General features: G+C 66.6%; 9 protein-coding genes and 5 pseudogenes. 7 read left to right on the forward strand and 7 right to left on the reverse strand.

The features are described from left to right. The first annotated feature begins 321 nt into the window (after positions 1-321). A pseudogene (locus ACZK2V_RS20235) lies at positions 322-2365 on the forward strand (TonB-dependent receptor domain-containing protein). 58 nt (positions 2366-2423) lie between these two features. Here the strand turns inward: ACZK2V_RS20235 and ACZK2V_RS20240 are convergent. After that, positions 2424-2594: a hypothetical protein gene (locus ACZK2V_RS20240; RefSeq protein WP_165929944.1), complete on the reverse strand. Its 171-nt coding sequence runs from the start codon at positions 2592-2594 to the stop codon at positions 2424-2426. A 217-nt stretch (positions 2595-2811) separates the two neighbouring features. Between ACZK2V_RS20240 and ACZK2V_RS20245 the strand changes: the two genes are divergently transcribed. Beyond that, positions 2812-3198, forward strand: coding sequence for a DUF2628 domain-containing protein (locus ACZK2V_RS20245; protein ID WP_049423770.1), 387 nt, complete (start codon positions 2812-2814; stop codon positions 3196-3198). A 95-nt stretch (positions 3199-3293) separates the two neighbouring features. Here the strand turns inward: ACZK2V_RS20245 and ACZK2V_RS20250 are convergent. The 3 genes and pseudogenes from ACZK2V_RS20250 to ACZK2V_RS20260 form a co-directional block, all read right to left on the reverse strand. After that, positions 3294-5824 (reverse strand): annotated as a pseudogene (locus tag ACZK2V_RS20250) (methyl-accepting chemotaxis protein). A 210-nt stretch (positions 5825-6034) separates the two neighbouring features. Then, positions 6035-6928, reverse strand: a complete 894-nt coding sequence (locus ACZK2V_RS20255) for an NAD-dependent epimerase/dehydratase family protein (RefSeq protein WP_049401072.1) — start codon at positions 6926-6928, stop codon at positions 6035-6037. Positions 6929-7026: 98 nt separating this feature from the next. Next, a pseudogene (locus ACZK2V_RS20260) lies at positions 7027-7937 on the reverse strand (S41 family peptidase). Positions 7938-7987: 50 nt separating this feature from the next. Here ACZK2V_RS20260 and ACZK2V_RS20265 point away from each other — a divergent pair. Then, on the forward strand, positions 7988-8452 hold the full coding sequence (locus tag ACZK2V_RS20265) for a MarR family winged helix-turn-helix transcriptional regulator (RefSeq protein WP_486322728.1): 465 nt from the start codon (positions 7988-7990) through the stop codon (positions 8450-8452). A 5-nt stretch (positions 8453-8457) separates the two neighbouring features. On the opposite strand, the gene ACZK2V_RS20270 is transcribed toward ACZK2V_RS20265, so the two are convergent. Both ACZK2V_RS20270 and ACZK2V_RS20275 read right to left on the reverse strand, forming a co-directional pair. Next, positions 8458-9429, reverse strand: a complete 972-nt coding sequence (locus ACZK2V_RS20270; protein ID WP_486322729.1) for a hypothetical protein — start codon at positions 9427-9429, stop codon at positions 8458-8460. Positions 9430-9520: 91 nt separating this feature from the next. Beyond that, positions 9521-9940: pseudogene (locus ACZK2V_RS20275) on the reverse strand (alpha-amylase family protein); the annotation flags it as partial. A gap of 207 nt (positions 9941-10147) precedes the next feature. On the opposite strand from ACZK2V_RS20275, the gene ACZK2V_RS20280 reads away from it, so the two are divergent. From ACZK2V_RS20280 to ACZK2V_RS20290, 3 genes are all read left to right on the forward strand, one after another. Next, positions 10148-11404, forward strand: coding sequence for a M24 family metallopeptidase (locus ACZK2V_RS20280; RefSeq protein WP_049423757.1), 1257 nt, complete (start codon positions 10148-10150; stop codon positions 11402-11404). Further along, positions 11397-12071 carry a CerR family C-terminal domain-containing protein gene (locus tag ACZK2V_RS20285; protein ID WP_486322730.1) on the forward strand — a complete coding sequence of 225 codons (675 nt, stop codon included), beginning with the start codon at positions 11397-11399 and terminating at the stop codon, positions 12069-12071. The genes ACZK2V_RS20280 and ACZK2V_RS20285 overlap by 8 nt, the downstream gene beginning before the upstream one ends. Positions 12072-12206: 135 nt before the next feature. Further along, positions 12207-12512, forward strand: a complete 306-nt coding sequence (locus ACZK2V_RS20290; RefSeq protein WP_032128582.1) for a KGG domain-containing protein — start codon at positions 12207-12209, stop codon at positions 12510-12512. A 10-nt stretch (positions 12513-12522) separates the two neighbouring features. On the opposite strand, the pseudogene ACZK2V_RS20295 reads toward ACZK2V_RS20290, so the two are convergent. Further along, positions 12523-13993 (reverse strand): annotated as a pseudogene (locus ACZK2V_RS20295) (MFS transporter). 126 nt (positions 13994-14119) lie between these two features. Between ACZK2V_RS20295 and ACZK2V_RS20300 the strand changes: the two are divergent. Then, on the forward strand, positions 14120-14740 hold the full coding sequence (locus ACZK2V_RS20300; RefSeq protein ID WP_032128580.1) for a TetR/AcrR family transcriptional regulator: 621 nt from the start codon (positions 14120-14122) through the stop codon (positions 14738-14740). Positions 14741-14750: the final 10 nt, after the last annotated feature.

The raw sequence follows: 14750 nt of genomic DNA on the forward strand, positions 1-14750 counted from the left end.
CGAAAATGCGGCTCAGTCTAGGGCGCCGGATGTAAGCCGAGTGCGAAGGTCTACGCCGGGATTTATCCCCATTCAGCAAACAGCAGGCGAGTGCCGGGGCAGGGGAACGGATGTCACTTGGTCGCCCCAGGTACTGGATCGTAACAAACGCGAACGGTTATCATTTCATTAACCAGGCAGGTCACCGTCTTCCGCACGGCCGAGACCCACCCAGCTGCGCCGGTTCCCACCCAGCGCCCAACGACCCATGGAAGGGGGCTGCCTGCTGTCTGCGTGCGCCTGCTGCTTCCACCGGGTCCCCCTCCTCCGATGGAAGCCGTCATGTCCCTGTCGTTCCGTACCCCTTCCGCGCGCCTGCCGCGCACCCGCCTGGCCTGCGCTCTGGCCACCGCCTGCCTGCTGGCCCTGCCCGGCCTGGCCGCCGCAGAGGCCAGCGCCGATGCCTCCACCAAGGATCTGGATACCGTGGTGGTCACCGCCTCGGGCAACCAGCAATGGATCAAGGATGCACCGGCCAGCGTCAGCGTGATCAGCCGTGAGGACATCGAGCGCCAGCCGGTGCACGACCTGGCCACCCTGCTCAGCCGCGTGCCGGGCGTGACCGGTGGCCTCAGCGCGGTCGGCGAGCAGTCCAAGATCAAGCTGCGTGGCATGCCGTCCAATTACACGCTGGTGCTGGTGGACGGCAAGCGCATGGGCAGCTCGGCCTCGACCAACTACCGTCCCGACCTCGGCCGCCAGGATCTGAACTGGATCTCGCCCGACCAGATCGAACGGATCGAGGTGGTGCGCGGACCAATGTCGTCACTGTACGGCTCCGACGCCATGGGCGGCGTGATCAACATCATCACCAAGCGCATCGGTGATGACTGGAACGGCAGCGCCACCCACAGCTATACCCGCCCGGGTGATGGCAAGCGCGGTGATACCCAGCAGATCGGTGCGACGTTCTCCGGCCCGCTCGGCGAGCGCTTCGGCCTGCGCATCGGTGCCAACAGCATGCGCCGCGACTCGGACCGCTCCAACGGTGGTGTCTATGGCAATGCCTACGCCGGCGAGAAGGACCGCAATGTCGACGCGCTGCTGCAGTGGAAGCTCAGCGATGCGCAGGAACTGTCGCTGGAAGCCGGCCACGGCGTGCAGCAGGCCTTCATCGACGCATCGCTGGAAAAGCAGGACGAAGGCGCCTGGGGTGCCAGCGAACTCAAGCGCAGCTCGCTGGCACTCAACCACGATGGCAAGTGGAGTTTCGGCAACTCGAAGCTCAGCGCGTACTGGACCGAGTACAAGAACGACATCGGTGCCACCGGCCGCTCCGAGGCCACCGATACCATCATCGAAGGCAGCCTGACCACGCCGTTCACCCTGGGCGTTGAACACCAGTTCGCCGTCGGTGGCCAGTGGAAGCGCCAGGAACTGACCAATACCGATACCATCGGCCGCGCGCCGATCGACTATGCCGGCAATGCCGTCAGCGGCTCCAACCTGGAAGTGGATACCTGGGCATTGTTTGTCGAGGACGAACTGAAGCTGCACCGCACGCTGGCGCTGACCGTGGGCGCACGCCTGGATCACCATGAGAAGTTCGGCAGCCACGTCAGCCCGCGTGCGTACCTGGTCTGGCACCCGGCCGAACAGTGGACGATCCGCGGTGGCGTCTCCAAGGGCTTCCGCGCGCCCAGCCTGACCGAGAATTCGCCCAGCGCGGCCACCCAGTCCGGCGGCCGCGGCTGCACCTCGCTGATTCCGCTGGGCTATACCCGCGGTGGCTGCTACATGGCCGGCAACCCGGACCTGGACCCGGAAACCAGCACCAACCGAGAGATCGGCATCAGCTTCGACAATGACCTGTTCGATGCCGGCCTGACCTACTTCCATACCGACTTCAAGAACAAGATCGAGTACGCGCCCCTGGGCAAGTTCAACGGCATCTGGTGGACGCGCATGAGCAACGTGCAGCGCGCGCACCAGTGGCATGGAAGGCAACTTCAATGTCCGCTTCGGCGAGCAGTGGCGCTGGCGCACCTCGGCCACCTGGATGAAGGAAGCCAAGAACCTGACCACCGGCAGGAATCTGATCGATACGCCGGAGTTTTCCGGCTATTCGTCGCTGGACTGGACGCCCAATACGGTGTTTTCCAGCAGCCTGTCGGCGCAGTACACCGGCAAGCAGACCGGTACCGCCACGACCTTCCTCAAGGCCTACACCCTGTATGACCTGACCGCAGCCTGGAACGTCAACGAGGTACTGACCCTGCGCGGCGGCGTCAGCAACCTGGCCGACAAGAAGCTGTATGCGGAGGGCTCCACCGACTACTTCGTGGCCGGGCGCAGCTACTTCATGAGCATGACCGCGCGGTTCTGACCGGCGGCGCGCCGCGATCGCGCTGGCAGCACGCCAGCGCGATCGGCGGTGTTGCGGATTACTCGCTTTCCAGCGCGGCCGCGGCCGCGTTCTGCGTAGCGGCCGTGCGTGCACGGTCCATCGCTACCGCCAGTTGCTGGCGTGCGAGCAGTTGTTGTGCCTGCACCACTTCAGGTGTCGGCAGGAGCACCGGTCCCGGTGCGTTTTCCGGTATAGCAGGTGTGGTCATGCAACCTCCATGGACATCCCGCCGCCGCCCGGGTTCAGCTGGGGCGGCAGCGGAACTGCGCACCCTATCCTAAAAACAAGGCGGATGGGTGACGGTGCGGCGCCCCGCCGCAGGCCTGCACATGCCGGGCGCGTCACATTTTTGACGGTTGAGGGTAGTTTCCTGAACCGTCGGCCTCGTATCATGTAACCGTTTTCCTACAAGGACGTAATCGTCAATGAACACCGTCGACCTCTCCCGCTTCAGCCCGAAGTGGCAGTTCCGCTTCAATTTCTTCCAGCAGCACGGCGCTCCGAAGGAGCCGCGCTTCAAGGAAGCCTGGAAGGCGCTGTCCTTCGGCGACCGCCTCAAGATCAACATCAACTTCTTCGCCTTCTTCTTCGGCTTCATCTACCTGTTCATTCTGGGCATGTGGCGCAAGGCGCTGGTGGTGATCGGCATCGGCCTCGTGCTGGGCATCGTGTCCCTGTTCCTGCCGGACATCATCGCGCGCCCGCTGTTCATCGCCATGAACTTCCTGGTTGCCGCCAGCACCAACTACAGCTACTACCTGGAGCAGGTGAAGGGCAAAGCCAGCTGGAATCCCTTCGAAGGCATGTTCTGACGCGATGCTGCCGCCGCACTCCGGCCTGGCATAGCATCAAGCAGAAATGAAGACGCCCGGCCTTGGCCGGGCGTCTTCATGTGCGCGCAACGGGATCAGGCCGCGCGGCGGACCGTAGCCACCGGCTCGGCCTGCAGGCGGAAGCGCGAGACCGCCACCGCCAGCTGCTCGGCCTGTTCTTCCATCGCACGCGCGGCGGCACTGGCCTCTTCCACCAGTGCGGCGTTCTGCTGGGTGGTCTCGTCCATCTGCACCACGGTCTGGTTGACCTGCTCGATGCCCGCCGACTGCTCGCGCGAGGCTGCCGAGATCTCGGCCATGATCTCGTTCACTCGGCCGACCTGGCCGACGATTTCCTGCATGGTGCGGCCCGCGCCGTGCACCAGCTGCGCACCGGCACCAACCTGCGCCACCGAGGCGTCGATCAGCTCCTTGATCTCCTTGGCCGCGCCTGCCGAGCGCTGGGCCAGCGCACGCACTTCGCTGGCGACCACGGCGAATCCGCGGCCCTGTTCGCCGGCACGCGCCGCTTCCACCGCCGCGTTCAACGCCAGGATGTTGGTCTGGAACGCGATGCCATCGATTACCGAAATGATCTCGGCAATGCGCTGCGAGGAGGCCTCGATCTGTTCCATGGTCTGCACCACCTGGCTGACCACCTGCCCGCCTTCGCTGGCCACGCCCGCCGCGGAGCCGGCCAAGGTGTTGGCCTGCAGCGCGTGGTCGGCATTCTGGCGCACCGTGGAGGTCAGCTCTTCCATCGAGGCCGCGGTCTCTTCCAGGTTCGCCGCCTGCTGCTCGGTGCGGCGCGACAGGTCACTGTTGCCGGCGGCGATCTCACCCGCCGCCAGGCGGATGCTGGCCGCCGACTGCTGGATCTGGCCAACGATCTGTGTCAGCTGCTGCACGGTGCTGTTGGCATCGTCGCGCATCACCGCGAACACGCCGTGGAAGTCGCCCTGCATGCGCGCGCTGAGGTCGCCTGCGGCAATCGCGCGCAGCAGCGTCGACAGCTCGGCCAGGTTGTGGTCGCTGACCTGCATCATGGTGTTGAGGGTTTCCACCATGCGGCGGAAGTCGTGGTCGAAACGCAGCGTGTCGCCGCGCACCGCAAAATCGCCGGCGGCGGCGGCAGCGGCCAGCTGCTGGATCTGATCGTTGATCGCCGCCAGGTTGTTCTTGGTGGTGGCCATTGCAGCGGTGAACACTGCCTTCTCGCCCGGCAGCGCTTCCATGTCCACGCTCAGGTCACCCACCGCATAGCGTTGCATCACGTCGACCAGGCGCTGGGTGACGGCGTTGCTGGAGGCCACCAGCTGGTTGCTGTCAGCCACCATCCGACCGTACTCACCAGGGAACGCCGAGGCGTCCATGCGGTAGCTGATTTCACCGGCGTCATGGCGACGCGCCATTTCCGCCTGCGCCGCCATCACCGACTGCAGCTGCCCCCGCATGCCCTGCATCGCGTCCAGCAGGCGGCCCACTTCGTCGTTGCTGCGTGCCGGCAGGGTGCTGTCCAGCTTGCCCGCGGCGACGTCGCCGGCCACGCGCACGGCTTCGGCCAGTGGGCGGATCGCCAGCCGGCGCAGCAGCACATAGACACCGGCACTCAGCGTCAGCGCGGCCACCACGCCAACCAGCAGGGTCAGCCACAGCAGTTGGCGCGCCTCGGCCACGATCACCGCGTGCGGCATCACCACACCCAGTGCAAAGCGCTGCGGCGCATCGCCCACACGCAGCGGCACGTATACGCGCACGTTGCCGGCGGCATCCGGAGTGAAGGCTTCGAACCGGCGGTCGGCGGCGATGTCTGCCAGCATGCTGCGGGTCAATGCGTCGCCACGTGGCTTGCCGATTTCGGCGGCATTGGCCGAGGCCAGCACCACGCCATTCGGCGAGAGCAGTTCGACGCGCCCGGCGCCCATCGGCTTGAGCGTGGCCAGGTGCTTCTGCAGTGCCGCCAGCGAGAAGTCCACAGTGAATACACCGAGGAACCGGCCGTTTTCGATGATCGGCGTGCTCAGCGTGCTCATCAGCACCTGCTGGCCACCGATGTCGTAGGCATAGGGCTCGCTTACCTTCGCCAGCTTGTCGCGGCTGGGCACCATGTACCAGTCACCGGAGCCACTGGCCGTCTCGGTGTAGTCGGTCATCGTCGACTGCTGCGGCCTGCCGTCGTGCCAGGCCCAGTAGCTCATGTAACGACCGGTGGCATCGTGCGCTTCGGTGTTGACGAACTCGGCATCCTTGCCATCGAAGGCGTCGGCCTCCCACATGGTGCTCTTGCCCAGCCACTCGGGGTGGGTGCGCAGCTGCTCGCCCAGCACGGCAGCCAGGCTGGCACGGTCCGGAACATCGCCGCGCCGCGCTGGGCGAGCACGGCCTCGACCATGGCGTCGTTGCTGGCAAAGGCGGTGCCCAGATCGGCCGCGACCTGGCGGGCTTCGGCGGTGGCTTCGCTGGCCATGGTCTGGCGCGAGGCGTCGATCAGGCTGGCGCTGGCCTGGCGGTAGATCAGGAACGCAGTCAGGCCGAAGCACAGCAGCGCGATCGCAGCGGTGCCCAGCATCAGCTTGTGGGCGATGCTGCCCGGGCGGCGGGCAGCGGCGGAACGGGGAGAAGGCATGGAAGGGTCCGCAAGGCAGTTCAGGACGACCGGCACCGCGAGGGCACCGCGCAGGTGCGCGATCCGTCGCGCAGGCCACCGGCCGCCGGGACACGCCCGGCGCTGGAAGCGCACCGGGTTAGCGGCCGCCTGCGAACGAGGTTGAGGCGGTCCATCTGCACATTCCTGAACCTGCTCAGGGTCGGGTCAGGAACCCGCCCCGCTGCCGCCCTATTCGGCCACGCGGTCCTTGATCCATTCGGCCCGCGGCAGCACCTCGATGCTGCCAACCGCGTACTGCTGCAGCACGTCGTCCGGGCCGAAGCGCGGCTGCCAGCCCAGTGTGCTGCGCATCAGTGCACTGTCGTAGACGCGGTCAATGCTCAGCGGCAGCGGCCAGCCACGGCGCTCGAACTCGGCCAGCAACTGCGGGGCGCGGCGGGCCAGCACCCTGCGCGGCTGGGTCGCCAGTTCCAGGCAATCCTCGCGCAGGAACGGCGTCGGTGCGCAGGCAATGTAGCGTGCGAAGGCAGCGCCCTCATCGTGCAGCAGCGCGGCATGTGCGCTGGCCACGTCGCGCGCGTCGATGCCGCGGTGCAGGCGGAACATCGCCATCCGCTCCGGTGGCTCGGGGAAACAGCGGGCCATGCGCAGCACGCGCACGCTGAAGCCCGGCGCCGCAGCGGCTTCAGCCAATGCCTCGGCCTGCAGCTTGCTGCGATGGTAGATGGTGCGTGGCAGCGGCTCGGTATCTTCATCGATCCAGCGGCAACCGCCCGCCACCACCGCATGGCCATACAGCGCCGTGGTGCTGGTCAGCACGAAGCGGCGTGCACCGGCCTCGCGGGCAGCCTGCAACAGGTGTGCGGTCGCCTCCACATTGATCTGCTGGAATACCGCATCCGGCACCAGGCCGACATGGGGTGCGTGCAGGGCGGCGGTATGGATCACCGCGTCGACGCCCTGCACTGCCCGCTTCACGGCCTGACGATCGGTGACATCGGCAATGATGCGGGTGGTGGCGAATGGGCTGCGATCCAGCCCCACCACTTCGTGGGCCGCCGCCAGCGCGCCGAAGATCGCACGCCCGATCCGCCCGGAACTGCCGGTCAACAGAATCTTCATTGAGTCCATTCACTCGAAGCGCCCGGGAACTACCGGGATGCATCGATTCTAGGCACGCTGCATGTCGTCTGCGATAGGGCGCGGTTGCAATTGTGCGTTCATTCTGGCGATGCCGATCGGGCCAGCAGCTGCCGGGCGACGAACAGCGGATCGTCACCGCCTGCTGCATCAGGCGTGACGCCGGTGCGTTCCCAGTTGGTTCCGGTACGGAGGTTGATCGGCTGCCGGTCGGGAATGCTGATCTGATAGCCATCCGGCAATAGCACAGGATCATCGAACATATGTGCCGCACCGCCACTTCGACTACCAACGACACGTGCCCGCCCCTGCGCCTGCAGCGAGTACGCGACGAATTCGGCGGCCGACCCGGTGCGGCGGTCGATCAGCACCACCAGCGGCTTCAGGTACAGCCCCAGGCTCGCCGGTGGCAACGGTACCGGACTGCGCTGGCCACGGCGTTGCAGTGACTGCACCTGGGTGATCTCCGCCGCCACCAGGGTCCGCACCAGCAGGTCCGCACTGCCGTCATCGCCACCACCGTTCTGGCGCAGGTCCAGCACCAGGCCGTCGGAGTCGGCCAGCAGGGTGAAGGCTGCGGCCAGCTTCGGCCGGGCCAGATCGAGCGGATAGAAGGTGCTCAGGCGCAGGTAACCGATGTTGCCTTCCAGCACCCGCACCTCGCGCACGCCCGCACCATTGCTGCGCGCATCCGCGCGCCAGGCCATCAGCCAGTCGTCCTGGCCGGCGCGGGCATCCACCCGCTCGACATGGAAGTGGCCATCGAACACGTCCAGATCCTGGTTCAAGCGTGCGCTGAACGCCTTGGGGTCCGCGCAGCTGTCCACATAGCGCTGCTGGGTGGACCAGCCGCGCACGGCCTCGGCAAGTGCGCGCCTTCGGCCACGTCCAGGTACTGCGCCTCTATCGCCGTGGCCGCCGCCTGCAGCACCGCGTCCTGGGCCGGGCAGGACGCCGCCAGCAGCGCGCCCAGCATCCACGAAACCGCCATGACCGCACCCCATGTTGATGATATGTAAGTGCTTATATATCATCGCCACCATGGATCTCCAACATGCCACCCTGGGAACACTGCTGCGGGCCCTGCTCGACCAGCTGGACCCGGCGGTCGAGCAGGCCTACCGCGACCTGAAGCTGGACTACCGGCCGCGCTACACCCCGGTGCTGCGCACGCTGATGGCGCAGGGACCCTGCCGCATCAAGGATCTCGCACTGGCCTGCGGGCTCAGCCATTCGGCGCTCAGCCAGACGGTTTCAGCAATGGTGCGCGACGGCTGGCTGCACGCTGCGGTCGGTGAAGACAGCCGCGAGCGCATCCTGCAGATGAGCCCGCGCGCGTTGCAGGCATTGCCGGCGCTGCAGGCGCAGTGGCGGGCCACGGCACGCGCGGCGCGCAGCCTCGATGCCGATCTTGGACAGTCATTGGAGCAGGTGCTGCGCGAGGCACTGCAGGCGCTTGAACAGCGGCCGTTGGCGCAGCGACTGCGTGGCACGCCCCAACGCTGAGGCGCTTACTGCTCGGCCGCCATCTCGATTTCACTGAGGAACGTCCAGCTGCCATTGGCCAACCGCAGCTCCAGCGTGCGGCACTGCGCGGCCAGCGGCGCGGCGTTGCCCAGCACGTATTCCTCTTCGGTCGAACCGCTCAGTCCGGCTTGGGGGAATGGCGCCGACAGCACACCGATCTTCACCGCAGCGGCGCCCGGCTCGGCACACATCACCTCCACAGCTGTCGGCGTGACGATGCCCCACGCCGGGCGGGTCATCGTATGCAGGCCGATCCAGTCCACCCGCCGGCGCTGGCCCAGGTCGATGGTGATGCTGGCGTTGCCATGCACGCCTACCCAGCCGGCATCCATCGGGTTGCGCGGATCCCCCACCCGGCGATCGAACAGTTCATGCCCGGTGCTGTCGGGATAGTTTGCATCCGGCGCCACGCTGTAGCTGTAGGTGGTCTGCACGGGATCGACACTGTAGGACGCACCGAGCCCATACAGCCCGCGATAGGTGTTCATCAACCGCGGAGATTCGGCATAGCCCTGGCCGGGGCCGACCACCTCGGACATGTGGTACTGGTTGAGCCAGGCAACGCGCTTGCCGGCCAAACGCGCGCTCCACAACTGCTGGTTGATGCGCTGCACCGACGCGGAGCGATAGGCACCGGACAATCCGTTGCCGGTTTCCAGGAACAAGGGACTGCCATGGTTGAACAGTTCGATGTCGGCCCACAGGCCGCTGGCCCCCAGCGCCGCCGACAGCGCCTCGTAATACGCCTCGGTGGAATGACCTGGGCGATCCCACTGGAACAGGCGTGCATGCGAGGCGGCGCCGATGCCGTCCTGCCAGATCTGCACATCCACGCCGGTGGCCGTACGGAACTGTGCAGCAGCCCGGCCCACGCTGGCCGGATCCACGCTGGATGACACCAGGTAGGGGGCCACCATCACCGGCCGCGAGGGTGTACTGCCTTTGAGCGCCGTCACGATCGCACGGTAGAACGGCGCGATCAGCCGGCACCTGTGCTGGCTCGTCGGTGATGTACCAGCCAGCGAACGCCGGATGCGATCCGTACTGTTGGCCCAGCTGGGCCAGCGACTGCGCCGCATCCTGTGCCACGGCCGTTGCGTTCTGCCCCTGCCAGAAGGTGGCGCACTGCCCCGAGCTGTAGGTGGTGCCGACCACGACCTTCATGCCGCGCGCGGCCGCCGCATCGAGCACGGTGCCGAGCTTGCCGGGAAAGCCGGCAATCCATTCGAAATCCTGCACGCCGCTGGCGCAGCCGACGCCGGCACGGGTGGCACGCACCTGACCGAGGATGATCGTGTCGTTGCCCAGGTCCTGCAGTTCATCCAGGAACAGCGGCAACTGCGCGGCCGGAAGTTGTTCGTCGCTGCCCGAGTAGCCAACGTGGACGAAGCTGCCGGACAACAGAGGGCTGGCTGCGTGGACGGGAGCGGTACAGGCCAGCACTGCGATCAATCCAATCCTGTTCATGTTCTACGTCCCTGTCGTGGCCAGGCGAGTGGCGTTGTTGCGCATCCTATCAACAGCGACGGTGGCCCCATCACGATCATCGACAACACTGCGCAATCGCCGACTTCAGCTGCCCCCGCAGCAGCGCACGTGCAATGCCGATTCAAGCGGTTGATTCATTCAACTGCGTGATCGAGCCTGCGCGCTCCTTCCCCTGGAATACTCCTCATGCGCACGCCGCCCGCACCGCTCAGCCTGATGGAACGCGACCGCCGCTGGGCCCTGGCCCGCGACCTCATGGCCAGTGAACGCCTCGATGCCCTGGTTGTGCATGGCGACCGGGAAGCCGCCGCACCGGCCGGGTTCTCGCCGGACTGCTACTTCACCAATGACCGGCCCGGCTCGATCGTGGTGTTCGTCGGCGACCAGCCGCCACGGGTGTTCACCTTTGCCTCGCTGATGATTGCCGACCACCTGCAGGCCTGCCTGCGCGGCGACCTGCAGTGGATCGCACCCGAACAGCTGTGGGTTGGAAAATCCGGTCTGGAGGTTGGCCGCTGGCTGCAGCAATGTGGCCTGCACACGGCACGTATCGGCGTGCTGGGGCTGGAGCCCTATCCACCGTTCTACTTCGACGGCGCGATGCCCGCGCGCACCCTGCAGGGCATGCAGGCGGCGGTGCCGAACGCGGAATTCGTACCGGTATATCGTGCGTTCTTCCAGCGCGCCTCGGTAAAGAGCCAGGAGGAACTGGCGCTGATTGCGCATGCCGCCTGGATCGGTGAATCCATGAGCGAGGCGCTGCGTGCCACTGCTCGCCCCGGTGTTTCGGAAGCCGAACTGGTTGCCGCAGTGACCGCCGCCTGTTTCTCGCTGGGGGGCTATACCGCCGAGGTGTTGCTCGGCTCGGGTCCCGAGTATGTGGGCTGGGGACCACCCGCCTGGCAGTATCGTGCGCAGCCGCCGCGCATTCTGCGCGATGGTGACCTGGTGCTGTCGGAGATCTTCGCACTGTACGGGCTGATGGAAACCCAGCATCAGGCCGCGGTTGCCATTGGCGAGGTGCACGACGACATCCATCGCGCCGCTGCCGTCGCCCGCAGCAGCTACGAAGCAGGCCTGTCCGCACTGCGCGTGGGCAATACCTTCGGCGATGTCGTCGACGCGATGGAAGCGCCCCTGCTGGAGGCGGGCGGCTGGCACGTGCATCCGTTGGTCCACAGCCTCAACCCCTATGGACCGATTGGCTTCGGCCGTGCACCGGGCATCGAAGCGCTGCCGGAGGCCGCGCGCTATGCGCACATCGCGCCGCTGCCGACTGTCGGGCGCGAACTGCCCCTCCAGGCCGGCATGTGCTTCGCCTTCGAACCGAACTGTGCATTCGGCCGGCACATGGCCAACATCGGCGGTACGGTCATCGTCGGCGCGGACGCGGGTACCGCGCTCAATGAAAACTCGACACGGCTGATGCAGGCCGATGCCTGAGTTCATCGCCCATCTGCAGACACCGGCACGGCGGCGCGCGGCCGAGACGCGCAGCGGGCAGACCCGAGCCCGACTGCTGCACGCGGGGCTGCAGCTGTTCAGCGCGTTCGGCGTGGAGGGTGTGCGTACCCGCCAGCTGGTGGACATGGCCGGCTGCAGCCAGTCAGCCATTCCCTATCACTTCGGTGGCAAGCAGGAACTGTATGCCGCCGTACTGCAGCGCTGCGCTCAAGCCATTGCCGAGCGATTGCCGCTGCCGGCAACGCCACCCAACGGCGCGCGGCAGGCCGCGCAGCAGCTGCAGCAGTTGATGCGGGCATTCGTCCATGCCTTGCTTTTGGCGCCGGATGCAGGTCCACGCACGCTGCTGTTGGCGCGCGAACAGATCCAACCGACGGCGGCGTTCGCCAGTGCCCACCGTACGCTGTTCGAACCCCTGCACTCCACGTTGGCCGCGTGCGTAGCGTGCCTGCGCGGCAGCGAACCATCCAGCGCCGAGACGGTGCTGCGTACCCACGCCCTGCTCGGCCAAGCGATCGTCTTCGCCGTCTCCCACGGAGCTCTGCAGGCGCGACTGAACCAGGGAGCTCCCTTGGCAGACGTAGAGACGATCGGGTCGGTGGTCAGTGGCATGGCACTGGCGGCAGCGAAGTCAGCGCCCGCCTGAATGGCTGCCTGAACAGCCCCGTGCGCAGGGCGCGTGAAAACCAGGGCCAAGATGGCGACCTGGACTTAGCGTGCGATGGCCAAGCATGGATGCCGTCGTCTACGAAGGCGACGCCCACACCGCAGGAGATTTCACATGACTGAGCAGAACCCGCGCAGCTCCAACCGGGGTTTCGCATCAATGGACCAGGAAAAGCAGCGCGCGATCGCTGCCAAGGGCGGGCGCGCCGCACATGCCTCCGGCAACGCGCATGAATTCAGTCCGGCCGAGGCACGTGTCGCAGGCCGCAAAGGCGGCGAGGCGATCAGCCGCAACCGCCAGCACATGGCCGAGATCGGTCGTGAAGGTGGACACGCTCGCCACGCCAATGCGCGCCAGCAGCAACAACAGCCTCAGGAGATCGAACGCACGGCAGCGGGTCCGCAACGCCAGCAGGGCTGAATGCAGCGCGTCAGGCCTGTGCGCGCTGCCGATACAGCCCGAGCGCCGCAAGCAGGGCCAGCGCACCGGCCACAGCCATCGCCCATCCGAAACCACTGGCCATCGCACTGCGATACCACGTCAGCATCTGCGGCGTGGCGTGCATCGAGCCCGGTTGCAGGATCAGTTCGCGCGCCTGTGCCGCCAGCTCCCGCTGCCCGGCCGCCTGCGCGGACGCGGCGAACTGCTGCACGGCGCGCTGGCCCATCAGACTGCCCAGCAGCGCGATGCCCAGGCTCATGCCTGCCTGACGTAACGCGTTCATCGTGGCTGAGGCAATACCCGCGCGCTCGACCGGCGCGCTGGCCATGACCGCCATGCCGGTCGCCGGCACTGCCAGCCCCATTCCAATGCCAAGCAGCACCAGCACAGCACTGGAATAGGCGTGCGAAGTAGCCGGTTCGAACGTGGCCATCGCGCACAGCGCCGCCCCGGCCAGGGCATAGCCCAGCACCAGCGCGGCGTGCAGCCCGAGGTGGGCGACCAGACGACCGAACAACAGCGAGACGGCACCCATCAACAGGAACTGCGGGGCCAACTGGGAGCCTGCCAGCGCAGCGTTGTGCCCCTGTGCCTGCTGGAAGAACAGCGACAGGAAGAACAGGCTGGCATAGGCAGTGAAGCCCAGCACGAACGAGGCCAGGTTGAACATGCCGAAGCGGCGGTCGGCAAACAGGTCCAGCGGCAGCAATGGGCGTGCCACCCGGCGTTCGACGATGCCGAACAGGATCAACCCGGCAGCTGCCACGCCCAGCGCCAGCAGCGTCACCGGGGCCAGCAGGCCATGCGCGCCGATCGCGATCAGGCCATAGCTCAGCGTACCCAGCGCGACGACGCTGAGCAGCTGCCCGGCAGGGTCCAGCGCAGCGTGCTGCGGATGCCGCCGCTCCGGAATTCCCCAGGCGCCCAGCGCCAGCGCGAGCAGGCCCAACGGCAGGTTGATCAGGAAGATGCTGGGCCATCCGACGCGCTGTACCAGCACCCCACCCAGCAACGGCCCAAGCACCAGGGCCAACGCACTGAACGCCGACCAGCCACCGATCGCCCGCGCGCTGGCGCGGATCCGGGAATGCATGGCTGAGAATCGGCATCGCGCTGGGAATCAGCAACGCGCCAGCGATGCCCTGCACTGCACGCCCGGCTACCAGGGTCGCAAGATTGCCGGCACAGGCGCACAGCAGCGACCCCAGCGTGAAGGTGGCGACGCTGAGCAGCCACATCTGCCGATGACCGTAACGGTCCCCAAGCGGCCCCGCCGACAGCATCAACGCCGAAAGCGCGATTGCATACGCATTGATCACCCACTGCAGGCCGGCCATGTTGGTATTCAACGCCTGCTGCAGGGTCGGCAGGGCGACGTTGACGATGCTGATGTCCAGCGAGGCGAGGAATGTGCCGAGGTAGGCCGCCAGCAACAGGGCCGGCCGCTGGAAACGTCGCATGTACGGTTCCCGGGGGAAGGATGTGTGCGCATCGTAGCCACTGACTGACCGTCGGTCAATGACTGACGGTCAGTCGATGCCACAGGCAAGCTAGAATGGCTCCCGTCGCACCCGGATCCCTCCCACATGCAGACCCCAGCTGTCGCCAGGCCACGCACCAAACCTGCGGAAACCCGCCAGGAAGAACTGATGGACGCCGCGCAGGCGCTGTTCCTGTCAAAGGGAGTGGATGCCACCACCATCAGCGACATCGTCGCCGCAGCCGACGTTGCCAAGGGCACCTTCTATACCTATTTCGCCTCGCGCACCGAGATTCTGCAGGCGCTGGCGCAGCGCTATACCCGGCGTTTCATGGAAGACGTCGACCGCGCCGTGCAGCATTACCCGGCCAGCGATGGCGTAGCGCGCCTGCGCGCCTGGATCCGCGCCAACATCGAACTTTATGTGCGCACCCATGCACTGCACGACGTGGTGTACGCCAACCATCATCACCACCAGCGTGGCAACGCCGAACGCAATGCGATCCAGCAGCAACTGCTGGGCATCCTCGAAGCAGGCAATGCCGCAGCTCTGTGGCAGCTTCCAGCGCCCAAAGTCACCGCCTCGTTGATCTATGCCGGCGTGCACGGCGCCACCGACGACCTGATCGCCACACCCGCACAGGATGCCGATGCCTTCATCGCCGCCGTGGTGGATGATTGCCTGCGCATGGTCGGCGTGCCACCGACCAGTGCCAAACGGCGCTGACAGACTTTCT

Source organism: Stenotrophomonas sp. 93052_Sma, assembly GCF_056481145.1.